The 23,833-nt window shown below is 60.0% G+C and carries 20 protein-coding genes; 5 read left to right on the top strand and 15 right to left on the bottom strand.

Translation table 11 applies throughout. The features are described 5' to 3' along the window. Positions 1–522: 522 nt before the first annotated feature. The 7 genes from I4X03_RS10155 to tssE form a co-directional block, all read right to left on the bottom strand. On the bottom strand, positions 523–948 hold the full coding sequence (locus tag I4X03_RS10155) for a hypothetical protein (protein ID WP_223468097.1): 426 nt from the start codon (positions 946–948) through the stop codon (positions 523–525). Between the two features lie 6 nt (positions 949–954). Then, positions 955–2,772 carry a PAAR-like domain-containing protein gene (locus I4X03_RS10150; protein ID WP_223468096.1) on the bottom strand — a complete coding sequence of 606 codons (1,818 nt, stop codon included), beginning with the start codon at positions 2,770–2,772 and terminating at the stop codon, positions 955–957. Next, positions 2,769–3,914, bottom strand: coding sequence for a DUF2169 family type VI secretion system accessory protein (locus I4X03_RS10145; protein WP_223468095.1), 1,146 nt, complete (start codon positions 3,912–3,914; stop codon positions 2,769–2,771). The genes I4X03_RS10150 and I4X03_RS10145 overlap by 4 nt, the downstream gene beginning before the upstream one ends. A gap of 41 nt (positions 3,915–3,955) precedes the next feature. Next, the gene (locus I4X03_RS10140; RefSeq protein WP_223468094.1) at positions 3,956–6,187 is read right to left on the bottom strand and encodes a type VI secretion system Vgr family protein; all 2,232 of its coding nucleotides are present in this window, start codon (positions 6,185–6,187) and stop codon (positions 3,956–3,958) included. A 109-nt stretch (positions 6,188–6,296) separates the two neighbouring features. Next, positions 6,297–7,406, bottom strand: a complete 1,110-nt coding sequence (tssG, locus tag I4X03_RS10135; protein WP_223468093.1) for a type VI secretion system baseplate subunit TssG — start codon at positions 7,404–7,406, stop codon at positions 6,297–6,299. Continuing rightward, positions 7,376–9,214, bottom strand: coding sequence for a type VI secretion system baseplate subunit TssF (tssF, locus tag I4X03_RS10130; protein ID WP_223468092.1), 1,839 nt, complete (start codon positions 9,212–9,214; stop codon positions 7,376–7,378). The genes tssG and tssF overlap by 31 nt, the downstream gene beginning before the upstream one ends. Before the next feature lie 89 nt (positions 9,215–9,303). Further along, positions 9,304–9,795: a type VI secretion system baseplate subunit TssE gene (gene tssE / locus I4X03_RS10125; protein WP_223468091.1), complete on the bottom strand. Its 492-nt coding sequence runs from the start codon at positions 9,793–9,795 to the stop codon at positions 9,304–9,306. Between the two features lie 192 nt (positions 9,796–9,987). Between tssE and tssK the strand changes: the two genes are divergently transcribed. After that, positions 9,988–11,328, top strand: a complete 1,341-nt coding sequence (tssK, locus tag I4X03_RS10120; RefSeq protein ID WP_223468090.1) for a type VI secretion system baseplate subunit TssK — start codon at positions 9,988–9,990, stop codon at positions 11,326–11,328. A 4-nt stretch (positions 11,329–11,332) separates the two neighbouring features. On the opposite strand, the gene dnaQ is transcribed toward tssK, so the two are convergent. The 3 genes from dnaQ to I4X03_RS10105 are packed head-to-tail and all read right to left on the bottom strand — an operon-like array spanning position 11,333 to position 13,307. Then, complete coding sequence (gene dnaQ / locus I4X03_RS10115; RefSeq protein WP_223468089.1) at positions 11,333–12,037, bottom strand: DNA polymerase III subunit epsilon; 705 nt, start codon at positions 12,035–12,037, stop codon at positions 11,333–11,335. Positions 12,038–12,088: 51 nt separating this feature from the next. Next, positions 12,089–12,526, bottom strand: coding sequence for a ribonuclease HI (gene rnhA / locus I4X03_RS10110; protein ID WP_223468088.1), 438 nt, complete (start codon positions 12,524–12,526; stop codon positions 12,089–12,091). Between the two features lie 7 nt (positions 12,527–12,533). Further along, the gene (locus I4X03_RS10105) at positions 12,534–13,307 is read right to left on the bottom strand and encodes a class I SAM-dependent methyltransferase (RefSeq protein ID WP_223468114.1); all 774 of its coding nucleotides are present in this window, start codon (positions 13,305–13,307) and stop codon (positions 12,534–12,536) included. A 27-nt stretch (positions 13,308–13,334) separates the two neighbouring features. On the opposite strand from I4X03_RS10105, the gene gloB reads away from it, so the two are divergent. Further along, positions 13,335–14,129 carry a hydroxyacylglutathione hydrolase gene (gene gloB, locus I4X03_RS10100; RefSeq protein WP_223468087.1) on the top strand — a complete coding sequence of 265 codons (795 nt, stop codon included), beginning with the start codon at positions 13,335–13,337 and terminating at the stop codon, positions 14,127–14,129. A 46-nt stretch (positions 14,130–14,175) separates the two neighbouring features. Here the strand turns inward: gloB and aceB are convergent, their stop codons facing one another. After that, positions 14,176–15,765: a malate synthase A gene (aceB, locus tag I4X03_RS10095; RefSeq protein WP_223468086.1), complete on the bottom strand. Its 1,590-nt coding sequence runs from the start codon at positions 15,763–15,765 to the stop codon at positions 14,176–14,178. Between the two features lie 135 nt (positions 15,766–15,900). Between aceB and I4X03_RS10090 the strand changes: the two genes are divergently transcribed. After that, the gene (locus I4X03_RS10090; protein WP_223468085.1) at positions 15,901–16,806 is read left to right on the top strand and encodes a LysR family transcriptional regulator; all 906 of its coding nucleotides are present in this window, start codon (positions 15,901–15,903) and stop codon (positions 16,804–16,806) included. 98 nt (positions 16,807–16,904) lie between these two features. Here the strand turns inward: I4X03_RS10090 and I4X03_RS10085 are convergent, their stop codons facing one another. The 4 genes from I4X03_RS10085 to I4X03_RS10070 form a co-directional block, all read right to left on the bottom strand. After that, positions 16,905–17,108 (bottom strand): cold-shock protein, encoded by a 204-nt coding sequence (locus I4X03_RS10085; protein WP_020703630.1) that lies wholly within the window; start codon positions 17,106–17,108, stop codon positions 16,905–16,907. Between the two features lie 334 nt (positions 17,109–17,442). Further along, a complete protein-coding gene (locus tag I4X03_RS10080) occupies positions 17,443–17,802 on the bottom strand; it encodes an Hpt domain-containing protein (protein ID WP_223468084.1) in 360 nt (119 codons plus the stop codon). A 7-nt stretch (positions 17,803–17,809) separates the two neighbouring features. After that, entirely contained in the window at positions 17,810–18,460 is a 651-nt protein-coding gene (upp, locus tag I4X03_RS10075; RefSeq protein WP_223468083.1) for a uracil phosphoribosyltransferase, read from the bottom strand. A gap of 118 nt (positions 18,461–18,578) precedes the next feature. Next, positions 18,579–20,255 (bottom strand): isovaleryl-CoA dehydrogenase, encoded by a 1,677-nt coding sequence (locus tag I4X03_RS10070; protein ID WP_223468082.1) that lies wholly within the window; start codon positions 20,253–20,255, stop codon positions 18,579–18,581. 312 nt (positions 20,256–20,567) lie between these two features. On the opposite strand from I4X03_RS10070, the gene I4X03_RS10065 reads away from it, so the two are divergent. Then, positions 20,568–22,337 carry a putative bifunctional diguanylate cyclase/phosphodiesterase gene (locus tag I4X03_RS10065; protein ID WP_223468081.1) on the top strand — a complete coding sequence of 590 codons (1,770 nt, stop codon included), beginning with the start codon at positions 20,568–20,570 and terminating at the stop codon, positions 22,335–22,337. Then, positions 22,334–23,833 (top strand): HDOD domain-containing protein, encoded by a 1,500-nt coding sequence (locus tag I4X03_RS10060; protein ID WP_223468080.1) that lies wholly within the window; start codon positions 22,334–22,336, stop codon positions 23,831–23,833. Before I4X03_RS10065 ends, I4X03_RS10060 begins: the two co-directional genes overlap by 4 nt.

Genomic DNA, 23,833 nt, shown 5'->3' with positions numbered 1-23,833 from the left:
GCATTCCGTTTTTTCGACGATGCCGCTTCCGCCAAAAATCGGGAAACCGCTGAAATCATCAATTGATCAGCGCTTCCCTAGGTAATCTCACCCCGAATGGCAAAGTCAAGCACGTGCATGGTAATGAATAAAATTCGTACACACCGGTAGCCCTCTAACCTTTGCCATGAGTTGATCGCGAAAAAAAATTGCATTTCTACTCAGGCGAATAGGATCAACTTTTAAAATGCCAATCGTCGCACCTAATCAAATTATGGCACATTATCTATCATGTAAATAAAAATAATAGTCGCACGCCCCAATCTCGGCATTCATCGGTACGGTCAAAAGCTGGCCAAGCAGACCCAATGGACTCTCGGGTACGGTGGCCTCAACAGTGATTACGACGTTCTCCGCTGGGAACTCTAATGTTGTTACTTTGCGTAAATGCTGCCTTTTCTAAAGTGCACGGCTCCCAGGCACCGGATAATGGAAGCCTATCAAATATACTTAATAACTTTCTTAAAACTGGTGGCATAGACTCTAAGGAAACATTACCTTGTCGGGCCAATCGCCCTCATCTTCAAAGTTGAGCCAGCCATAGGTCGCGCCATCGCTTTCGTGTTTTTCTGTCGGCCCGAGTGAGAGCCCTTGGACTGTAACAGAAAATCCAGCTACAGCCTTTCTGAAATCATGATCGTACTCCGGTGGCAAGGTTCCCTCATTATTGTCTCGCTTATAGTTTGCACTAACAAATCGCGAAACATTCTCATCCAAGGATTCAGCAATTTCACCCCTTATCGCCGCCTGGACAATGGGATATGTTCGGCTATAAAACTGATACGGATCATGATCCGGTGAGATTTTCTTCTCAATTTCGTCACGAAGCGCTATCGCTTTTCGTTTTAGGCGGATGGGGTCGACCTCGGCCCAATGCCATTCATTGTACTTAACCAGTTTCTTATGCATATGCACCTAAGGAAATATTATACTAGTGAGTCTTGGAGCCGAAAAAATACTGCGGTCGGCCAATAAGGTTTGAAGGCCGCCGCCATTTTGCGACCATATCACGCCATTTGATCCAATTTCTTTTGTTGGTGCAATCACTGAAGTGAAGGATGTCCCCTGCCGAATCGCGGTTATCTCTACAACCTCGAAACGTATGCCCTGCTGCGAAATCAGCGGGATTCCGACTCTGTCTGCGATTTGATCATAGCTCGCGCCTCGCAGCGTCGCAAGTTCCGCTTCGGTCGCCCAGAAAGCGCTGCTAGGCCCGACTTGTCCTCCCTCAGGGATGATCTTGTAAAATTTGTCCCCAATCTCGATTGGATTTGGCAAAGGAATCGTCGAACCGGTCTGCATTAGGTCTTTCGTCTTTTGCACCGCCTCCGCCGGACTCAAACCAGTCTTTTCGAATTCGTGAACCATTCTGCGGCCCTCCGGAGTAGCCATTGGGTCAGCTCTAAGTCCACGAGTCAAATAATCGTCCCAATCACCGCTAAATTCTGGCTTCTTGTGCTGGCGAATGTGCACGCCATTATCCACCTGCAGCGCGACACTGCGCGGGAATTTTGTCGCCGCATCGGAAGCCTTGCTTGCATCAGCCACCCTCGAGGCACGTCCTGCACTTCTGCCCTTCAACCATCCCAGCCCTGGCGTGCCGATTTCCGCAGCGCCGCGGGTGACAGCTTCAACGTAATCTCCTTTAGCCCACGGATCGGTCACTGGCAGGATGATAGCTTTGCCAACATCCAGTGCGCCGCGCCCGATAGTCCCCGGCGTAATGTTACCTATTTTTATATTTTCGCCGAAGATCTTTGCATCGAGCAGAGCAAGAGCTTTGCCCTTTTGCGTCTGGGTCAGCTGTACAACTTTGGGCACTGCCTTAATGCCCTCGTACGCTAGTTCGCCTGCCCCCATCACAAGATCTTTGCCAAACCCAAGCACGCCGCGCGCAACCTCGGCCGCGTAGCCTACGGCCGTGCCGTGCGTACCGCTGATCTGCGCGATAAGGTCACTGAGTGCTTGATTGGATTGGTCGAAATTGACGTACTCATCGAGCGCATCGAGCTCAAGCATCCCGTCCGCGACGCTCGCTCTCGCCTTCTTGAGGGCGGCCAGCTTTTCGCTGGTGCGCTCCCCCGGAGGCGCGGCGTCCTTCGGGGTAGATTCGCCCTCGCCGACAGTCTTCCGCTCCGTGACAAGTTTTCCTTGTACGCCGCCAACACCCGAAGCGTCACAGTTGATGAGGCAGCGGCTGTCGTGGCGCGCGACCGGAATTCCGTTCACTTTGACGTTATCGTGGCCGTCCAGAATCTTGACATGTCCGCTTCCGAGGGAAGTTCCGGAAACAATGTGCTTGCCGGCGTCTCCCTGGACTTTTTTAATCATGTCACCTTTGCGGTACACCGCAGTACCTCTCGCCTTAACATTTGGCGACGCGGCCTGCTGCATGTCCAACGTGGCAAAACTATTGAACGCCACCACGGCATTGCCGACCTTGCAGAAATCAGGCGCAGTACAGATCGCTTGCCAGCCTGCGGAATGGGCAATATGACTCACCCTCCCCTTGCCAGTAGCGTGGGAATTGACGACCGCCGGTTCCATTTGTGCGAGTTGCGCTTCGAGTTCCGCGTTACTGCGCTCAAGCTGAGCTATTCGTTTCTCGTTCTCAATCAGTTGTGCACGCTCGGCGAGCTGATCTTCAATTGAACGTCGGTCCAGGACGACATTTCCTTTAGGACCAGATCTCGTCAGATCCGATAAATTCAACTTGTCGCGTGAGGAACTCATCGGGTGTTCTCGCCGTTCGGCATCGCCGTCATTGACGGGCTATCGCTCATGAGGCCACCCGTGATAGCGGCCAAAGCAATTTCAACGACCGGATCGACAAAATCAAAGTGTGCGCGCCACACCAACGAGGCCTCGCCGGAGTCCAGATCAAAACGAACAGTATCGAGGTTAAAAATGCATAGCGTGCTCTCACCACTAGCGCGTGTGACCGCGGCAACCATGCGCCACCCCGGCAGGCACATTTCTCGATCGTCGGATAATAGGCCGGTCAGTACGACCCGCTCGTCACCAATCAAATACGGAGAACACACCTGGTCTGCAGCAGCGCTTTGGTAGTAGCGCGAATCGAAATCTTTTGGCAACATGGGATTCCTAGCCGCATGCCACTCATCGTCGTATGTCCCTTGCCAGGACAATCTCGGTTCGCACCAGCGTGCTATCGTGCTGAAACCTTGCGCATCCACGTTCTGAAACGGATACCGGACAGGCGTTGCCTCTGATTCAATTTGGGGTGCGGGAAGAAATTTCTTCCCCTTGATCCAATCCTTGATATGCCTACGTGCCGCCCTAGGCAGGTGCTTGTACGCACTTGGCTTCGGGAGCCAGCCGCATCCTGCCGGGTTGCCTGGATGTTTGATCGTATAGGCGATACTTTCTGCCGTAAGGGCCGCTGGAACGTCGATGCATCCTCCATACGCGAGCCGGTAGTCGAGCGGCACGTATGCAACTGGCTCGCTAGGTCCAAGGCGCCATCCAAAGAACGTTTTGTAAAAATTCCTCGGGCCGTGCAGCCGTAAAGTTTTGCGCATCTGCCCGACCCGGACACTGGCGAGCCAAGATGGCTGAGCAATGCCGGCCGGTGCGACCGCATGCCCCACAATCAAGACATCCGTGCCTGGTTTGTAAGGGAGTAGATCTCCGTCCTCAGTGATAACGGCGCGCAGCGGGTCGCTTTCGACGGAATCCGAATAGGCATCGCCGTAGGCAATCGGCTGTTGCTCAGGCGTCACCGTCATCGGCTGGCCATTGACTCCAAAGGCGAAAGTCGCGCGTACAACTAGGACATCAAGGTGTTCGCCGTCCGGCCCGGTTTGTTCGAACCAGAAATGTGGAACCCCGGTGCTGTTCTCAATAGTGGCCATGAGTTACCCCATGCTGTCAAATGGCAACGACGCTGTCGGGTTCATTCCTCTTTACCCTTTGGGCCCAAGGGAGCGCTCTGGGCACTTCCTGAGTTCAGCAATACGTCAGCGGGCCCATCAAGCTGAACCTTGCTGCTGCTCTTGATATGAACATCGTTGCCCTCTATGTAGATGGCAGTTGGCGTCAGCACCAGCTTCGATTGCCCGCAAATAAGCTGAATTTTGTCGCCAGCGGAAATGGAAACCGTCTTGCCGACCTTTGTAAATTGGCTAGCGCCGACAACGGTTGCCATGACAAGTCCGACGTTTAAGTCGTAACCAAGGCCGACGTTTTCCATACGCCCCATTCCGACGTTTTGCATGTACGCCATACCGATTGTCTCGGTTTTCACCTTGGTGACGTTGATGGACCAATTCCTTCCAATGCTGTCCTTCTGATTTTTGACGACCGACTTGGTACGATTGCCTCCAATGTTGATCGTCTCGTTTTTGCCCACATCCTCAGTGCGATTGTCACCTATGCTGATCTTTTCTTCGTGATCGACCCGCTCTGAGCGGTTGTTGTGGACTGTTATCTGTTGGTCGTTCTTGACCTCAACCGTTTCATTGTGGTCAACGGTCTTCCTACGATCGTTGCCAACCCAGTGCGCTTCGTCATGTTCGACTTCTATCCGCTGATCTTTCTGGGCGTGCAGCCACACTTCTTCTTCACCGCGCTTGTCCTCGAATCGAATCGCGTTCGCATGGGCGCTTCTGCCCTCTTTTGTCGAGCGCGTTAGGATCCCGCTCTGCGTCTTATTGAGCGGCAGCTCCCATGGCGGCATGTTGTTCGCGTTGAAGACACAACCAATGATCAGAGGATGGTTAATGTTGCCATCCAAGAAGTGCAATGCCACTTCCATTCCGACGCGGGGAAGACTGATCTGACCAAATTGCGGACCGGCCCAAGTCGTAAGGACGCGAACCCATGGCGAGCTCTTATCGTCAAATTCGCCTTTACGGTCCCAGTGAAACTGCACCTTCACCCGGCCGTAGCCGTCCGTGTAGATTTCCTCTCCAGGAGGACCAACGACGACCGCGGTTTGAACCCCGAAGATCTTCGGCTCCTCGCTGTTGAAGCCGCGTCCAGGCCGCCATGGCAGGTTATGCGCGATGCACGTCATCTCATTGCTGTAACTCGAGACCGCATCGCGTCCATCCTGGTAGTTGTTCGTCGCCTCGTGGCGCACCGAGGTGATGAGATATTTTTGTGCGGCCGTCCCTTTCGCATTGCCTGATTCGGGATACCCGCTCAACGTGAACCATCTCCCCGGCTCCGCGGTGCGATCGTTGCCCTTGGCGCGATATTCGCTGCGCCGAGTATCCAGCTCTTCAATCCGCAGCTGTGCAAGTGCCTGCCCGTCGTCGAAGTCCTTGAACCCGTAGGTACCGGTGTTCTCATACACTTCCAGCTGCGGCTCGGCGCTTCGGCTTTGCGCCGATGTCCTCTCGACGCGCTTAGGCCTGGGATGTTTGAAGTTGAAGCTCACCGCTGTCACCTTATCGGACCCGATACGGCGCCCGGGGCTCCACCCATGGATCCCATCGTCTTCGGCTACGCCGGCCTTGTCCTGATATGGCATATCGGTGCGCTCGCCTGCAATGGGCAGTGCGCATCGGGTGCTGTCGTCGCAAAGGACCAGCGAATGCCCGTCAGCGCGATGCTCGTAATAGTAGTGCCAACCCCTCGCCTCCCAATGCCTGTGCAGGAAGTTATGTTCGCTCTCGTTGTGCTGGCAGCTATAGGTGATTGGTGGATCGGCGGCGACTACGCGATGCCGCCAGTCGCGCTTGATGTATTCGTCGCATATCTTCGTCGTCATATCGATGACGCTCATATCGTGGAACGCTACGTTGTCCTGGCGCAGTCGGAGATAGGACAGCCACGGTTCGAGTACGAGCTGGTAGTAGGCGAAGCCGCCGTCGGTTTTGAGGAAGCTGAAATCGAAGACGAAGCCGTTGAAAAAGCGGAGCGTACCGTCCTCGCGCACCAGTTCGACCGTCACCATCTTGCCAAGCACGTCATCGTGTGGGATTGCTGCGTTGTCAGATAGGACCTCAACTGTGAAAGCGTAGTCTTGCCCCAGCCCCTCACTTGCATCAAGACGATTGGCCAGCATGAAGGCGTTAGCCGGCGCATCGTCTTTCCGAAACCGCAGGCGCAGGATGCGCTTGCCTTGCCGGTCATTGGCCAGGGCTTCAAGCGCGGCCGCGTCGCCTCTAAATTGATTCATGGTTTTAGGTCCGTGGCAGTAATGCAGGGGCGCAGTTGTCGGATACGATCTGGCAGACTCTACCGATTACGCTCGTCGGCTTGTTGACTAAGGTCAAGTTTAGGAAAACCTAGCTCAGCGGATGTGTTCGTACGGCGGACCGTGGTGGCAACGGCGCCGTTGGAGCAATGTGGTAGAACACGTCGTCGCGGTCGCTGGAACTCGACTCACTGATGAGGAAGCTGTTCTGACCTAACCGTGCGCCCACGGCGACCTGGCCTCCGAGAACGATCGGCCGGATATCATCAGCATGGAGGTTTAGCCTGATCTCATAAACTACTGTGTGATCGCCAAACAGCGTCAGCATCTTCGCCAGCGACAATGCTGCGCACCCGCCTGGAAGGAAGGTTTCAAACTGCTCCCTATGCATTGGCCCAACGGACAATCGTGCCCCCAGGTCCGGCCGCCAGGTGCGCTCGCCAAGAATGGTGTTGTATCCGAGGGTGGCGTTCATCAGGCCAGGCGCGCATTGCTCATGCGGTCCGAGTACGCTCCAGAAGCCGACCGACTCTTCCACATCGATCGCGACCTCAAGAACGCACGCAAGCACTCGGGCGAGGACCACTGGTGAGACTGGGCGCTGCTGCAGCACCCCGGCGAACAACGCTATTGTCTCGTCGCTGATGCCCTCGGCGTTATCGTTCGATGCTTGGGGCTGGAAGCCGGCCAGGCTGAGAAGAAGCGGCAGGTAGTTATCCTTGCCGTCGCCAATCGACTGCTCAATACGGTTCTTTCGCCAGGATTCATAGAAAAGCGCCAGTGCGCGATTTGAAAATACATCCAGGAAGGCACGCGGCGCCTCGTCCTTCCCGAGCAACTGATGGGCTGCGATTCGCTCGGTGTAGTGATGAGGCAACGCGCCATTCTCGCCAAGGAAGCCCATAAACGTGGGCGTCACCGTGAATTGCAGCGCCCGGTCTTCATTCAGCTTCTGGGCGAGGTCCTTCTCACTAACGATATCTTCGTCGCAAATCGCGGCCAACCTTTCAATCTGGCTGGGCGGGAATGCCAAGGACAGGCTATTTTCAAACCTCAAGTGATCAAGGAGCGCCCTCTCCCGGGGCACCCCCTGACTACCCAGCCAGAGGACAATCAGATTGACAGCCTGGCCGAACTCAAATCGATACGGTTCATCCAGCAAGCGCTGGATCACGCTTTTTCGGCGCAGCGAGGCTGACATTTCAGTATCTCCTTCCCTGATTGCTCCGAGACGATCTCGAGCTGGGTGAAGCAGTTGAGCTGGCGGTTGAGTGCGAAGTAGCGGTCCATAACCCGAGCAAAGATGTAGAGCGCGCTGCCGACAAAGGCCTGCTCGTCAACCGTCATTCGAATGCCGATGCCAGGCATAAGCGAAGCCACCGGCAAGGTTGGCATCCATGCGCGAACCGTTCCGTGTTCAAGCCCCACGATGCCACCAATCTGCCGTTGTGAAATTGTGGACCGAGGCAGGTCGTACAGCGACAACATTTTGCGAAGGTCCGACAGGCCGGCAGTCGTCAGAGTCGAATAGTTCAATGTGAGGTGCGAGATCAGGCGCCAGTGGGAACCCTTGTCGGATGCGAAGCGGTACGGAGAGGATGGCTTGCGTAATAGCCGGATCGGCATCGTAGTCGCGACGGCATCGCAAGTGAGGTCGCCACTGGCATGACCGTAGCGCAGCTGGGAGGGTAAGTCGCGATTGGTGCAACTAAGCTCGGTCGAAAGCGTCGCTGTCTCGCCGCTGCTAGGGTTGAAGTCCGCATCAACGAGCGTGATCCTGAGTTCATGGCCGGGACTGATCGCAGCGATGGAGTCGTCGCGGCGGGCCATCCAATAGTTGCCCTTGCCTTCGGCCGCGCCGCCAGGGCGAGCCGTATATAGCGGCGTGAACTCCGTCACGGTGTTGCCGGCTGTTGACTCACGGACGAGCCGTACCGAGTTGATAGAATGGACCTCATATCCTGAAGCATGCGTGGCATCGGCAAGCAGCTGATAGTCAGAACTGGTGTGATCCTGCTGAACTGGTACACCGCGCTTTTCAAACAGGTTCACGACTGGCGTGCAGCCCAGTTTGAAATTCTTGTTTGATAGCGCCGCCAGCAGCCGCGCTTCGTTCGAGTCGCTGGACAGGCCCGCGATGGTGAACTGCAGCGTCATGCGTGAGCATTTTTCTGGGAGCAGCGGTGCAATTTCACTGAGGTCGATGTCGATGAAGTTGAATTTTTCTGGATACGAAAAATACTCCGTCAGTAGCCGAAAAGCAGGATGCGATCGGGCTGTGAAAGGAATCATCGTGTCATCGTCACCAAAGCCAGCAACGTCCAGAGGCACACGCTTGAGCGCGTTCCACGCACCCGTGCTTCCGTCCTGCAGGTAGGCGCCCGCCGAGCGGATCAGTAGCGTGTCGATCAAGGAGGCACGCAGTGATGGCTCGGCGTCTATGAAGACGCGGATCTTCTTCAGGCGCCCGGCGAAATCGCCAAGCCCATGCGCGAGGCTATCGATCGTGATGTTTATGCTAGCGGTCACGGTCGGGGGCAGTCGCATCGCGCGCAACGTGTCGTCGATTACCGGCATGAACGTAACCTTGGAGATCACGAGAGGCGCCAGGGTCACGTCGTAGGCTGTAGTGAACAGGCACGTTACCCCTTGCACCGAATCAGATTGCAGCGTGCTCCCGCGCGGCAGGACAGAGATTGATTCGGGCCGCTCATTGTCACGCCCCCCGATTTGGACGATCGAGTAGGAAGGCAGTGGCCGAAGAAAATGGGGATACAGGCTCTCCAGCATCGCTTCGGTGAACTTTGGGTAGTCGCTGTCGAGCCGTTTTGAAATCCGTGCCGTCAACAGCGCGAAGGACTGGATCATCCGTTCAACGTGGGGATCCTCGGAATTCTCGCCCGCGATGAGTAACTTACCTGCGGTTTTAGGGAAGCGCTCCGAGAACTGGCGCGTGTATTGCCGAAAAATACCGAGCTCACGCTCGTAGTACGGAAGAAGGTCATCCAAGGCAACACTCCCCTATGATTTGTTCTGATCAGGACTGCTTCCGTTCAATCAATGGTCCAGCTCATCGTGCGGCAGCAGCTGTTCCACGTTCAACCTCCCACTGGCGCCGGCCGGCGCGCTTTGCTGATGCTGTAATGGAGCGTCGACGGCTGCAGTTGCGCGTCGAAGTTAACCGGCTCCTGTGCTTCGCTGACAACCATCATCGCGGCAATCGAAAAATTAAGGCTGTTAATCGCGCCGTCACGCTCATCGAGCGATGCCGTGACATTGCGCAGGCGCGGTTCATGGCGCGCGATCGCCTGTTCAAGGCAGGCGCAGATATGGGCGCGGTCATCAGGACTGGACAGCGACCTGCCGGCAAAATCGGCCAGGCCATAGGTAAGCACGGAGCGGGCGCATTCGGGGAAGGCCTTCAGCAGGTCTTCGGACAGCGCGGTGCGCGTATTGAGCAGCGCCTCGAGGTCGCGCGCCACCGAATCCTTCAGGTCCTCGACCGATATCCGCGACACCGTCGCGCTGGTCGCGCCGCGCACCGGCACATCCATCAAGCGGTCAAACAAGCCAGGTGTAAAACCCTTCATGTGCCCCCCAAGGTCAGCCGAGCGCGGCCGCAGGATGGAATATTTGCACAGAAAGAATGGAAAAAACAGCGCCAATGGCGGCGACCGGCGCACACCTTGAGCAGGCGCAAGGATGCACAGCATTCGCCTGCAAATGAGCAGAGGAAAGGTTATGTTTGCGAACTTAATCGCTGCAGAAGAGAGGCACGCAAGATGACCGGTAAAGTTCTCTGGGGCGAGGGCCTGTTCCTGCGTCCCCAGCATTTCCAGCAGCAAGACCAGTACCATGAGCATCGGCTGCACGAGAGCGTCAAGTCGGTCCACCCCTACGCCTGGGGCGTGAGCCATTTGAACGTGGACCGCGACGCGCTGGCCAGCAACAGCCTGCGCATCCTCGAACTGGCCCTGCGCTTCCAGGACGGGGAAATGGTCGTCGCCCCGGGCGCGGACGAGTTGCCGGAGCCTGTAGACCTGAGCCAGTTGCTGCAATCCCAGCAAAGCGTGACGTATTACGCCGCCCTCCCCACCTTCAAGCCTTTTGGCGGCAACTTCAGTCAGCCAGGCCAACCCAAGGACGGGGCGCGTTTTGTCCAGGTCAACCAGGACACGCCGGACCTGTACACCCAGGCTGCGCAGGCGCAGCTGTCATACCTGAGGAAGAAGCTGCGCCTGGTCTCCGAATTCGAGCCGCGCGACTCCTACACCCACTTCCCGCTGCTGCGCCTGCGCCGCGCCTCTGCTGGCGGATTTGAAATGGACCCGGCATTTGTTGCGCCAAGCCTGTCGGTGGCCGCCGCGCCGGTGCTGTTCATGCAGCTGCGCCGCTTGCTGGACGCGCTGCAGGCCAAGGTCAGTGCCTTGTACGGTCATCACCGTGAGCCGAGCCGCAATGTGGTCGAATTCCGTTCCGGCGACATGTCGTCATTCTGGCTGCTGCATACCGCCAGCTCGGCTTTCGCGGCCTTGACGCACCATTTCAACCACCCATCGCTGCATCCGGAACGGCTGTACGAACAAATGCTCGGCATTGCTGGCGGTTTGATGACCTTCTCCAAAAGCTGGACGCTGGCCGACCTTCCGGCCTACCAGCACGGCGATCCTGGCCCGTCATTCGAGAAGCTGTTCCAGATTATTCGCGAACTGGTCGACACGGTCATCTCGTCCAAATACTTTGCGATCGCGCTCAATCAAGTCCGGCCGTCGTATTACAGCGGCGCGCTGGACTCGGGGAAGATCGACGACAAAACCGCGTTTTATGTCGCGGTATCGGCCAGCATGCCGCTGGTGGAATTGGTGGATCTCGTCCCGTTGCGCTTCAAGGTGGGCGCACCGGACGACGTTGAGAAGTTCGTGCTGTCGGCATTGCCGGGAGTGCGCCTCCAGCATGCGCCGCAAGTGCCGGCGGCGGTACCGGTACGGCCGGATACCTGCTACTTCACGGTGGACGCGAAAGGCCAGATGTACGAGCGGATGCTGCAGGCGCAGTCGATCTCGATCTACGTCCCGTCAGGCATGCTGGACCTGAAGCTGGAACTGGTGGCCGTGACGTCGTAAGCGCTTATGCGTCGGCGTAGTGGCGCCAGACGCAGCTGCCCTTGACCTGCTTGTCCAGGCCGTCGAGCACGCTGCCATGGTCGGCCAGCTCGTCGTCGGCCGCGCGCAGCACGATGATCTCCGCCAGCGCGACGGCTTCGAGCGTGATGCCGGCGTTGTCGGCTTCCACCTCGTCGTACATCGACAGGCTGTTCTGCCCGCGCGTCATCGACAGGTAGACATCGGCCAGCAACTCCGCATCGAGCAGCGCGCCGTGCAGCTTGCGGTGCGAGTTGGATACGCCGTATCGGTCGCACAGCGCATCGAGCGAGTTGCGCTTACCCGGATGCATTTCCTTGGCATTGACCAGCGTGTCGATCACGCCGCTCGCAAGGCTGACAAAGGGCGGCAGTCCGAGCAGCTTGAACTCGTGGTTCAAAAACCCCAGGTCGAACGGCGCGTTATGGATGATCAGCTCGGCGCCTTCGATATATTCCCGCAACTCTGCCGCAATTTCAGCGAACTTCGGCTTATCGCGCAAGAACTCCGACGTCAATCCGTGGACTGCCAGCGCCCCTTCGTCCGAGTCGCGTTCCGGGTTGATATACCGGTGGAAGTTATTCCCGGTCAGCATGCGGTTATTGAGCTCGACACAACCGATTTCAATGACGCGATCGCCGGTACGTGGGTTCAGGCCGGTGGTTTCAGTATCGAGGACAATTTGACGCATGGAATCTTAGTGATGTAGTGAAACAAGTCGGCGAAGTATAACAGCCAGCGCCTAGCGGCGGACCGTATCGACGCCGCGGTTGGCAAGCACGTCGGCACGTTCATTGCCAGGATGGCCGTTGTGGCCGCGCACCCAGCGCCAGTCCACCTTGTGCTGCTGCTGGGCCAGGTCGAGCGCCTTCCACAGGTCTTCATTCTTGACCGGTGCTTTCGCCGCGGTCTTCCAGCCGCGCGCTTTCCAGCCGTGAATCCACTCGGAGATGCCTTTCTGAACATACTGGCTGTCGGTGTGCAGCACCACTTCGCAAGGACGGTTCAGGGTGCCGAGCGCCTCGATTACGGCGCGCAATTCCATGCGGTTGTTGGTGGTATTGAGTTCGCCACCGAAGATTTCCTTCTCGTGCCCGTCGGCGACCAGCAAGGCACCCCAGCCGCCGGTACCAGGATTGCCTTTACATGCGCCATCGGTAAAAATCTCTACTTTGCTCATCCAGCTGTTACTTTCTATTAGTTGCGGGAACGGCTTGTGGCGCCGATGCCGATTTTTTGTTCCATGCCGGACCGATCAGGGTCATCCCCTTGACCCGCTTGACTGCGTGCACCATGTACACCGCGCCGAGATACGGCCACCAGCGCTTGCCGGCGTTTTCCATGAAGGCAAAGCGATTGAGCCACTGGGTGGTCCGGGCAGGCGGCGCATAACAGCCAAAATGGCTGCGCGTTACGCCAAGATTCAATAATTTTAACCAGTCTTTCATCCGGGGCAAAGAAATGAATTCCCCCGCGACAGGTAAATAAGGGCTGCGCGTGATGCGCCGCACACTCTGCCGCAAACCCCACAGGCTGGCCGGATTGAAGCCGCAGATGATCACCTGCCCTTCCGGAATCAACACCCGCTCCACTTCGCGCAACACCTGGTGCGGTTCGGCCGCAAACTCCAGCACGTGCGGCATCACCACCAGGTCGAGGCTTTGCGAGGCGAACGGCAGCTCGGCAAAATCGAGCGCGACCGCGATCTGCTTGTTCCCCGCTGCCAGCGCCACATCGTCGAGATGGGACAAGCGCGTAGCCGCCTGCCATTTGTTGGGCATGCGGTTGGCGGCCAGTGCGTCGATCTGCGGCAAGCCCACTTGCACGGCGTTGTAGCCAAAAATATCGACAGTCAGCTCGTCGAGGCAGGCTTGTTCCCACTGGCGCACGTAAATCCCGGCGGGCGATTTCAGCCAGCCGTCGAGCGCTATAATGGATTTTTCGGATGCCGCGCTGTCCATGCCTACCCTTTTGTCGAAACCAACACTATGACGTCTATTCTGCGCAACGATTTGACCGTGCTTGCCATCCCCGCCTTTAAAGATAACTATCTCTGGCTGATTCATGACGGCACCAATGCGGCGGTGGTCGACCCAGGCGACGCCCAGCCCATCCTCGATACGCTGGACGAGCACAAGCTCACCCTTGCTGCCATTTTACTCACCCATCACCATGCTGACCACATTGGTGGAGTTCAACAGTTATTGCAGCATGCCAGTGTGCCCGTTTTCGGGCCGCGCAACGACGGGATTTCGGCGGTCACCCAGCCGTTGGCCGAAGGCGACGAGGTCCATGTTCCGGGCCTGGAACTGGCCTTGCGGGTGCTCGATGTGCCGGGCCACACGCTGGGCCATATCGCGTATGTGGCGCAAGATCCGAACTGGCTGTTCTGCGGCGACACCTTGTTCGCCGGCGGTTGCGGGAGGATGTTCGAAGGCACTCCCGCGCAGTTTACCGATTCGCTCGGCAAGCTGGCCGCGCTGCCCGACGACACCCTGGTGTATTGCGCGCACGAATACACGCTGTCGAACCTGCGCTTCGCCCAGGCGGTCGAACCGGGCAACGCGGCGCTGCTGCAACGGGTAAAAACTGAGGCGGAGAAACGGGCGCACGACGAGCCGACGGTACCGTCGACAATCGGGCTGGAGAAAGCGACCAATCCTTTTCTGCGCTACCGCGAACCAGGGATTATCGACACGCTTGTCAAGCAACGGGGGCTGGATGCGGCCGCACCGCCGGTCAATGCGTTCGCGGCGCTGAGGGAATGGAAGAATACTTTTTAACGCGCCTCGCCACGCCCGGCAAGCGGGAGTGGCGGCGGCGTAGCGCTTAAATTTCTTCGTACAGCGGCAAGGTCAGGAACTCGGCGAACGATTCCGACGTCGACATTTCTTCAAATATCACCGCGGCGCGCGCGTAGCTGGGATCCGAGCCGTTCGGCGCCACTTCCTTTACCTTCGCCAGTTCTTCCGGAATCATCGCGCGCACCATCTCGGCGGTTACCTTGCGGCCGTCGTCCAGCACACCCTTCGGCGTACGGATCCACTGCCACACCTGCGAGCGGCTGATCTCGGCGGTCGCGGCATCTTCCATCAGATTATGGATCGGCACGCAGCCATTGCCAGTGAGCCAGCTGCCAAGGTAATGGATACCGACGTTGATGTTGTAGCGCAGGCCAGCTTCGGTGATCGGCGCTTCCGGCTTGAAGTCCAGCAGTTCGAGCGCGGTGACCTCGACATCCGGGCGCTGCTTTTCGATCTGGTTTGGCTTGTCGCCGAGTACCTTCTTGAACTCCGTCATCGCCAGCTCGACCAGGCCCGGGTGCGCAACCCAGCCGCCGTCGTAGCCGTCGGTCGCATCGCGCGCCTTGTCGCTGCGAACGCCGCCCATCGCGACGTCATTTTTCTCCGGATCGTTTTTGATCGGGATCAGCGCCGACATGCCGCCGATCGCCGGCGCGCCGCGCTTGTGGCAGGTCTTCAGCAGGAGCAAAGCGTAGGCGCGCATGAACGGCGCGGTCATCGTGACCTTTGGACGGTCGGCCAGGCAGAAGTCCTTGTCCAGCTTGAATTTTTTGATGCACGAGAAAATGTAATCCCAGCGGCCGGCATTCAGGCCAGCACTGTGATCGCGCAGCTCGTACAAAATTTCATCCATCTCGAACGCGGCCAGGATGGTTTCGATCAGCACGGTCGCCTTGATGGTTCCCTGCGGCAGGCCCAGTTCATTTTGCGCCATCACGAAAATGTCGTTCCACAGGCGCGCTTCCAGGTGCGATTCCATTTTCGGCAGGTAGAAATACGGGCCCGCGCCGCGCGCCAGCTGCTCTTTGGCGTTGTGCACCATGAACAGCGCGAAGTCGAAGATGCCGCCGGAGACGCGCTTGCCGTCGACCAGCACATGCTTCTCGTCGAGATGCCAGCCGCGCGGACGCACCACCAGGGTCGCCACCTTGTCGTTCAGCTTGTACGATTTGCCGTTTTGCTCCATCGCGATGGTGCCGCGCACGGCGTCGCGCATGTTGAGCTGGCCGGTAATCTGGTTCTCCCAGTTCGGCGTGTTCGAATCTTCGAAGTCGGTCATGTAGCTGTCGGCGCCGGAGTTCAGCGCGTTGATCACCATCTTGCGTTCGACCGGGCCGGTGATTTCGACCCGGCGGCATTCCAGCGCCTTGGGAATCGGCGCGATTTTCCAGTCGCCTGCGCGGATGTGCGCGGTCTCGGCGAGAAAATCAGGACGCTCGCCCTCATCCAGGCGCTTTGCGCGTTCAACGCGTGCCGCGAGCAACTGCTGGCGGCGCGGTTCAAACTCGCGCGTCAGCTTCGCCACCAGCGCAAGTGCTTCCGGTGTGAGGACCTGTTCGTAACCGGGCTTGATCTCGGCGGTAATTTCCATGCCGGCTGGGGTCGTGATGCTCATGGGCTGCTGCTCCTGTAGGTGAAGGTGGATGCTGGGCGTTTCAGTTAACTTAAAGTATATTCACTATCTGGTAGCTAAACGAGACAATTAATACATTCATTTGTGCGTTTTTGTCACAGATACGAAAGAATTTGCATGGGACAGTTCCGCCAGATCTCCACCTTCGTTGAAGTCGTCGCGCGCGGCAGCTTGTCGGCTGCGGCACGTGCCGAAGGCATCGCACCGGCCATGATCGGGCGCCGCCTCGATGCGCTGGAAACGCGGCTCGGCGTCAAGCTGCTGCAGCGCACGACCCGCAAGCTCGCGCTGACCAACGAGGGCGCCGCCTTCCTGGAAGATTGCCAGCGCATCCTGAGCGAGCTGGAAGAGGCCGAATCGGCGGTCGCCGAGCGCAGCGCGCGCGCCAGCGGGCACCTGCTGGTGTCGGTGCCTGCCGGCTTCGGCAGGCAGCATGTGGCGCCGTTGCTGCCCTCCTTCCTCGCCGAGCACCGCGATGTGACGGTCAACCTCAACCTCACCGACCGCATCGTCGATGTCGTTGGCGAAGGCGTCGACGTCGCCATCCGCATCGCCAGCCTGTCCGATTCAAGCCTGGTGGGCGTGAAACTGGCCGACAACCAGCGCGTGCTGGTCGCCTCCCCCGCTTACTTGCGGCGCAACGGCACGCCGCGCACCCTGGCCGACCTCGCCAAGCACAACTGCCTGGCGATCAGCAGCGAAGGCAGCCAGCGCGGCTGGTCGTTCAGCGAGAACGGCAAGATCGTGACGCTGAAGGTGGCCGGCAACATGGTGTGCAATGACGGCGCCGTGCTGCACGACTGGGCGCTGACAGGCAAGGGACTGGCGTGGCGTTCGATGTGGGAGGTCGCCAGCGATATCGAGGCAGGCCGGCTGCGCACGGTGCTCGACCAGTTTGCCGCGCCCGGCAACGACATCTATGCGGTGTTCGCGCAGCGCCGCCACCTGCCATTGCGGATCAGGGCGTTCGTCGATTTCCTGCGCCACACCTACGCAGGCAGGGAGTACTGGCGTAAACGATAAAAGGCCGGAATTAACCGGCCCTCTCGTCACCCGTCGCTGTAGCAGCTGGGGCTAAAAAAAATCCCCGGAAGCCGAGGATTTTTTATTGGATTCAGCTATTAGATAGGCTGAATGTTCGAAGCTTGCTTGCCTTTAGGGCCAGCAGTTACTTCGAAAGAGACGCGCTGGTTCTCTTGCAGGGATTTGAAGCCTGCCGACTGGATAGCCGAGAAGTGAGCGAACAGATCTTCGCCGCCTTCATCAGGGGTGATGAAGCCGAAGCCCTTCGAATCATTGAACCATTTTACGATGCCAGTTGCCATTACAATTTCCTATTTCAGTTAAGTGGACTTGCGTCCGTTTTCGATCGTTTGAAGAACCAAGTAAGAAATGACAGACAAACTGCACTACTACCTCGAATCCAACGATCCCGTATTATACCGAATAAAACACAAAAAGCACGTCCCGCACAAAATAAAATGCTGACGGTTGAAATAATTCAGTGCGTCAACTCTTTAGCGCCCGTGTTCACTGCGGCAGTACGGTGAATATAGGCCATCGAAGCGGTACAAGTTTGCGTTATATCAAACGACCATCGTAAGATAACTTGCAACTAGTAAAGGCGTCGCACAATTGCTTTACTGCCCGAATGGGTGTTCAGGGATATTGATCGGCTTTTGGATTGGTTTCCGCCCACGCCACGTATTCATCCAGGCAAACCATCCAGTTTTCCCAATCCTGGGCCTGGACCGTATCGAACGCCATCAGCACGCGCAGCCGCTGTTCAAGCTGGCGCGCCTGCTGGCCAAGCACGCGGAAACCAAACGTGGCGGCCGAGCCGGCGATGGTGTGCAACATCTGGTGCAGCTCGCCGACCAGTGCCTTGTCCGGGCTGTCCGGCGCGAAGCGCACGCGCACGTCGCGCAGGCGCCCCATGGTGGCCGGCACGCTCGCGGCGAACTTCACATTAAGCTCGTTCAGCCTGGCGAAGAAATCCTGGTCGATCAACGTGGCCATGGGGCGCTTATTTCGTGCCGAAAATACGGTCGCCGGCGTCGCCCAGGCCTGGCACGATGTAGGCGTGATCGTTCAGGTGCGAGTCGAGCGAGGCCACGTACAGCTTGACCTTCGGATGAGACTTCTGGAACACCTCAACGCCTTCCGGTGCGGCAACCAGGGCCAGGAAGATAATTTGCTCGTCGCTGACGCCGCGCTTTTTCAGCACATCGATCGCGTGGACCGCGGAGTTTCCGGTCGCCACCATCGGGTCGCACAGGATGAAGATGCGGTCGGCCGTGTCGGGCAGGCGCACCAGGTATTCAACCGGCATATGGGTGTCCGGGTCGCGGTACACGCCGACGTGGCCGACCCGTGCCGACGGCACCAGTTCCAGCAGGCCGTCGCTCATTCCAATGCCTGCACGCAGGATCGGCACGATGGCGAGCTTCTTGCCGGCGATCACAGGGGCGTCGATGGTGACCAGCGGGGTCTCGATCTGGCGCGTGGTCAGCGGCAGGTCGCGGGTGATTTCGTAACCCATCAGCAGGGTGATTTCCTTGAGCAGTTCGCGGAAGGTGCGCGTGGACGTATCGCGCTCGCGCATGTGGCTCAATTTATGCTGGATCAGCGGGTGATTCAGGATAAACAGGTTGGGAAATCGGGGATCTTGTTTCATTGTGTTGTTCATGTAATCGTCTAAGTGAGGCTATTTCGCCATTATCCCAGCCACGGACGGGTTTGTCCGCATTTTGGCAAATAAATGTCCAATGGACACGACAAATGACGCAAATGCATCAGATTGCCAGTGCGCGCGCGAGGATCGCCTCGCAATCGACGCCGTCCGGCAAGCGTCCGTAGGCGCCGCCGGCGTCGCGCGCCAGGCGCGAGGCCACGAAGGCCGAGGCGACGAACGGCGGCGCGTGGCGCAGCAGCAGCGCCGCCTGCACCGCGACGACGATGCGCTCGGCCAGCCGGCGCGCGCCGTATTCGTCCTGCGGCCGCGCCAGGTCGGCCAGCAGCTGTTCGCTGTAGGCGGAAAACGCCGCGTCGCCGCTACCAACGAGTGCCAGCTCGGCCGCCAGCGCGTCGCGCGTTTCGGGCGCCTTGCCGAAGGCGCGCAGCACATCCAGGCACATCACGTTGCCCGATCCTTCCCAGATCGAATTGACCGGAAACTCCCGATACAGCCGCGCCAGCGGGCCGTCTCCCACATAGCCATTGCCGCCGACCACCTCCATCGCCTCGAAGCCAAAGCCCGGCCCGCGCTTGCAGATCCAGTATTTTCCCGCTGGCGTGAGGATGCGCCCGAGCAGCGCCTGGGCCGGATCGGCGGCCTCGTCGAAGCAGCGCGCAAGCCGCATCGCAAACGCGGTGGCCGCTTCCGATTCCAGCGCCAGGTCGGCCAGCACGTTCTGCATCAAGGGCTGCTGCGCCAGCGGCCTGCCGAAGGCCGACCGCCCGCGCGCATGGTGCAGCGCATGCGCCAGCGCCGCGCGCATGATGCCGGCGCTGCCGACCACGCAGTCCAGGCGCGTGTGACTGCCCATTTCAAGGATGGTCGGGATGCCGCGCCCGAGCTTGCCGACCAGCCAGCCGGTGGCGCCGGCAAACTCCACTTCCGACGACGCGTTCGATCGGTTGCCCAGCTTGTCCTTGAGGCGCTGCACGCGGATCTCGTTGCGGCTGCCGTCAGGCAGGAAGCGCGGCACGAAAAAGCATGACAGGCCCGCGCTGCCCTCGTCGCTGGTTTGCGCCAGCACCAGATGGGCGTCAGACTGCGGCGCCGAGAAGAACCATTTGTGCCCGACGATGCGCCACGCGCCCTCGCCCTCGGCGCCAAAACGCGCCTGCGCCGCGCCGGCATCCATCGGTACGGCGCGCGTGGTGTTGGCGCGCACGTCGGTGCCGCCCTGCTTCTCGGTCATGCCCATGCCGATCAGCGCACCGGTCTTTTGTTCGATCGGCAGCGAGCGTGGATCGTACTGGCGCGACAAGATCTTCGGCAGCCACTTGTCGGCGATCGGGCCGGCCTGGCGCAGCGCCGGGACCGACGCATAGGTCATCGTGACGGGACACTGGCTGCCGTTTTCGACCTGCCCGAACAGCAGGTACTGGGCCGCGCGCGCCACCTGCGCGCCCGGCCGCGCCGAATCCCACGGCGAGGCGTGGGCGCCGGCCTCGATCAGCATCGCCATCAGTGTGTGCCACGACGGGTGGAACTCGACCTCGTCGATGCGGTTCCCGCTGCGGTCGAAATTGACCAGGCGCGGGCCGTTGGCATTGGCCTGCCGCGCCAGCTCGAATGTCGCCGCCGTCCCCAGCTGCGCGCCGAGCGCCCCCAGGCAGTCGGCCGCCCAGCCGGCGCCTTCGCGCACAACCGCCTCCATCAGTGCCGGATCGCAGGCGAACAAATTGACGTTCTCAAATGGCGGCGCCTGGTTAAATACCGCGTGCGTGTCGAACTGGCTCATTGTTTCATTGCTCCGGGGTTGGCTGTTGATCGTGGACCGCGCCTGAGGCTAGCGCAAACGCATTTCGGACGCAAGCTTTCGACGGCCGCACGCGGCCGAATGCCGGCGGCGGCCGCGCAATTCCTTTGACCGGCGTCAGATTTAACGAAATCAACGGCTTGCGCCACAATATTTAATGCGTTTTGGCATCTTTGCTTCATCCTTTTCGCTCTAGTTTGGTAGACTTGCGGGATCAAACAGACCCGGCCATTCGCTTCGTACCCAAATTGGATACTTTTCAGGCCTTACGATAAGAAAGTCGCACTTTTTCAGATGCTTTCCAGTCCCCCATCAGTGCCTGAGAGCGAGCTGCGCGCCGCACAGCGAAGCGCCGCCGCCGCGGCGCTTGGGCCACTTCTCGAAGCGGCCGGCGATATCGTTTTCGCCCTCGACCTCGATGGCGCGATCCGGAAAGCCAGCCAGCGCGCCATCGCACTGAGCGGCGCCGCCGGCGACCTGCATGGCCAGCCGCTGGCGAACCTGGTGGCCGAGGCCGACCAGTCGATCCTGCGCCACGCGGTCGCCAATGCGGTCGCCAATGCGGTCGGCGGCCAGGATGCGGTGCGCATCGAGGCGCGCCTGAATACCCCGGAAAAGGAAGTCTGGTTCGAATTCCGCTTCGCCGCACTGGCTTTGCCCGATGGCGACCTCGCCCTGCTGGCGGTCGGCCGCGACATGTCGGTCCAGCGCGCGACCGAAGAACGCCTGCGCCACCTGGCCACCCACGACGGGCTGACCGAACTGCCCAACCGCCTGCTGCTGTCGGACCGGATTCGCATGGTGATCGCCCAGTCGCGCCGCTCCGGCCAGGGCTTCGTGGTGGCGACCATCGGCCTCGACGGCTTTAAAAAAGTCAACGATGGCCTCGGCCATCCGGTGGGCGACGCGGTGCTGAAGATGGCGTCGGCGCGGCTGCGCAAAACCCTGCGCGACAGCGATACGCTGGCGCGCATCGGCGGCGACGAGTTTGTCGCGGTCCTGCCGGGCACCCACACCGAAGCGCAGATCAAGCTGGTCACCGGCCGCCTGCTGGCGACGCTGCAGCCGCCGTTTGAAATCGACAAGCACACCGTCTACCTTGGCGCCTCGGTCGGCGTGTCGATCTACCCGCAGCACGCCGAGGATGAAGTGCGCCTGGTGGCGCTGGCCGACGCCGCGATGTCGCGCGCCAAGGAAACCGGCAAGGCGCGCTGCGTGGTCTACAGCCCGGCCCAGAACGGGCCGCCGGAGCACGACATCTCGCTCGAAGCGGCAATGTTCCAGGCGGTGCGCGAAGGCGAATTCCTGCTGTACTACCAGCCGATCGTCGACGCGGGCACGCGCCAGATCCAGGGATTCGAGACGCTGATGCGCTGGAAGCATCCCACCCTCGGCATGGTGCCGCCGGTGCGCTTCATCCCGATCGCCGAGACCAATGGCCTGATCAACCTGCTCGGCGCGTGGGCCTTGAAGGCCGCCTGCGTGCAGCTGCGCCAGTTCGAGGAAGCGGCGCGCCGCAAGCTGTACATGTCGGTCAACATCAGCCCGCGCCAGTTCCGCAGCGATAAATTCCTCGACGTGCTCGACGACGCGCTGGCGTACTCGGGCCTCGGCGGCGAGCAGCTGGTGCTCGAGATCACCGAAGGCACCCTGATGGTCGACCCGGTCCACGCCGAAACGGTCCTTGCGCGCATGGCCGAACGGCGCGCGCGCATCGCGATCGACGACTTCGGCACCGGCTACTCGTCGCTGGCCTACCTGAAGCGCTTCCCGATCTCGGTGCTGAAGGTTGACCGCGCCTTTGTCAAAGACCTGCCGCACGCGGCCAAGGACGCGGCGATCTGCAACGCGGTGCTCGACCTGGCCAAGCACCTTGGCCTGTCGGTGGTCGCCGAAGGCGTTGAAACCGAAGAACAGCTGGATTACCTTAACCAGCGCGGCTGCGCGTTCATCCAGGGCTACCTGACCGGCAAGCCGATGCCCGCCCACGTTGCCATGGCAGCGTTGACGGAAGACAAATACACAGCCCTGCTGCCAATCGACCTGAGGGCCGGGAACCCATGACGACTACCGCCAACGCACTGCCCCCGATGAGTTCCGAGACCACCCTTGCGCTGCTCTGGGAGCGCACGCGGCGCCAGGGCGACATGCCCGGCTTCACCAAGGCGATCAGCGCGATCCTCGGCGCCATGCGCGGTGAGGACGAGCAGGAATTCAACATGACCCAGACGGTGCTGACCGACCCGGTGCTGACCCAAAAGGTCCTGCGCCTGGCAAACAGCGGCATGTATGCGGCCTTTGGCCAGCGCGTGAACACCGTCTCGAAAGCCGTGCTGGTGCTGGGCACCGAGGCGATCGGCCACCTGGCGCTCGGGCTGAAACTGATCGAAGAGCTGTCGAAGTCGCTGCCCGATTCGGAGGTCGCGCACATCGAAATGGAAAAGGCGGTGCTGGCCGGGATGGTCGCGCAGCAGGTGGCGGCGGGCTGCCTGCCGAAGGTGGCCGAGGAAGCGGTGGTCTGCTCCATCCTGCATACGCTGGGCCGCATGATGGTGTCGTTCTATATGCCCGAGCGCTGGCTGCAGATCACCCAGCGCGGCGCCGGCCGCGCCGAAGACGAAGCGGCCGAGGAAGTGCTCGGCATGTCGCTCGAACGCATCGGCGTGGCCGCGGCCCGTCACTGGGGCCTGCCGGCAAACCTGATCAGCGGCATGCGGCGATCCGCGCCTGGCCAGCGCGGCAACACCTTCGGCCACGGCGACTGGCTTGCCGCGGTATCGACCATGTCGTCGCAATGCGCCGACGCCCTGTGGGGCGACGAACCGGGTAGCACCGAAGCGGTCAGCGCGCTGGCCACCGGCTTTGCGCCGCTGTTGAACATCGCCCCCGACGCCCTGCTGGTCTCGATCGGGAAAGCCAAGGTGGCCGCGGCCGCCGACCTGCAGATCGCACCGCTGGCCAAGCCGGCCGAGAGGCGCGCCCTCGAAGCCGCATCGACCCGCCTGCGCGCCGAAGGCAACCGCATCCTGGTCAGCGGGGTATCGGACATGCGCGACGTCGCTGCCAGCGCAAGCCCGGGGCAGATGTCGTCGATGGCGCTCGAAACCCTGTACCAGGGCCTGTCGTTCACCCACGCGATGGCGTTCATGCGCAACCGCCGCGACAAGGAATATACCTGCAAGATGGGCTTTGGCGAAGGCGTCCAGGCGATGATGCCGGAAATGCGCTTCAACGATGCGTACGAGCCGAACGTCTTCCACGCGGCCCTCAACAGCGACCGCGTCATCTTCATCGAAAATGCACGCGATCCGAAGTTCGCCGCCAAGCTGCCGGCATGGTGGAAGCAGACGCTGTCGGGCGCGCGCAGCTTCGTGATCCTGCCGCTGTGCGCCAACGGCCAGGCGGTCGGTTTCCTGTACGGCGACTGGGACCAGAGCTTCCCGGCGATCCAGTTGAGCGCCGCCGAGTTCTCGCTGATGAACGACCTGCGCGCGCTGGTGATGAAAGCGGTCGAGCGGCGCCGCGCCGGCGAGCTGGAAACCCTCGGCCGCGTCAGCTGA

Origin of the sequence: Massilia soli, assembly GCF_016809835.1 — a bacterium.
GTDB classification, from domain to species: domain Bacteria; phylum Pseudomonadota; class Gammaproteobacteria; order Burkholderiales; family Burkholderiaceae_D; genus Telluria_A; species Telluria_A soli.
The sequence above is the reverse complement of the archived record's forward strand: the minus strand, read 5'-3'. Positions and strand labels throughout refer to the sequence as shown.

Bases quoted from the DNA above. Each gene is read 5' to 3' on its own strand.
- I4X03_RS10155 (WP_223468097.1), bottom strand. From the start codon at position 948: ATGCATAAGAAACTGGTTAAGTACAATGAATGGCATTGGGCCGAGGTC.
- I4X03_RS10150 (WP_223468096.1), bottom strand. From the start codon at position 2,772: ATGAGTTCCTCACGCGACAAGTTGAATTTATCGGATCTGACGAGATCT.
- I4X03_RS10145 (WP_223468095.1), bottom strand. From the start codon at position 3,914: ATGGCCACTATTGAGAACAGCACCGGGGTTCCACATTTCTGGTTCGAA.
- I4X03_RS10140 (WP_223468094.1), bottom strand. From the start codon at position 6,187: ATGAATCAATTTAGAGGCGACGCGGCCGCGCTTGAAGCCCTGGCCAAT.
- tssG (WP_223468093.1), bottom strand. From the start codon at position 7,406: ATGTCAGCCTCGCTGCGCCGAAAAAGCGTGATCCAGCGCTTGCTGGAT.
- tssE (WP_223468091.1), bottom strand. From the start codon at position 9,795: ATGAAGGGTTTTACACCTGGCTTGTTTGACCGCTTGATGGATGTGCCG.
- tssK (WP_223468090.1), top strand. From the start codon at position 9,988: ATGACCGGTAAAGTTCTCTGGGGCGAGGGCCTGTTCCTGCGTCCCCAG.
- dnaQ (WP_223468089.1), bottom strand. From the start codon at position 12,037: ATGCGTCAAATTGTCCTCGATACTGAAACCACCGGCCTGAACCCACGT.
- rnhA (WP_223468088.1), bottom strand. From the start codon at position 12,526: ATGAGCAAAGTAGAGATTTTTACCGATGGCGCATGTAAAGGCAATCCT.
- I4X03_RS10105 (WP_223468114.1), bottom strand. From the start codon at position 13,307: ATGGACAGCGCGGCATCCGAAAAATCCATTATAGCGCTCGACGGCTGG.
- gloB (WP_223468087.1), top strand. From the start codon at position 13,335: ATGACGTCTATTCTGCGCAACGATTTGACCGTGCTTGCCATCCCCGCC.
- aceB (WP_223468086.1), bottom strand. From the start codon at position 15,765: ATGAGCATCACGACCCCAGCCGGCATGGAAATTACCGCCGAGATCAAG.
- I4X03_RS10090 (WP_223468085.1), top strand. From the start codon at position 15,901: ATGGGACAGTTCCGCCAGATCTCCACCTTCGTTGAAGTCGTCGCGCGC.
- I4X03_RS10085 (WP_020703630.1), bottom strand. From the start codon at position 17,108: ATGGCAACTGGCATCGTAAAATGGTTCAATGATTCGAAGGGCTTCGGC.
- I4X03_RS10080 (WP_223468084.1), bottom strand. From the start codon at position 17,802: ATGGCCACGTTGATCGACCAGGATTTCTTCGCCAGGCTGAACGAGCTT.
- upp (WP_223468083.1), bottom strand. From the start codon at position 18,460: ATGAAACAAGATCCCCGATTTCCCAACCTGTTTATCCTGAATCACCCG.
- I4X03_RS10070 (WP_223468082.1), bottom strand. From the start codon at position 20,255: ATGAGCCAGTTCGACACGCACGCGGTATTTAACCAGGCGCCGCCATTT.
- I4X03_RS10065 (WP_223468081.1), top strand. From the start codon at position 20,568: ATGCTTTCCAGTCCCCCATCAGTGCCTGAGAGCGAGCTGCGCGCCGCA.
- I4X03_RS10060 (WP_223468080.1), top strand. From the start codon at position 22,334: ATGACGACTACCGCCAACGCACTGCCCCCGATGAGTTCCGAGACCACC.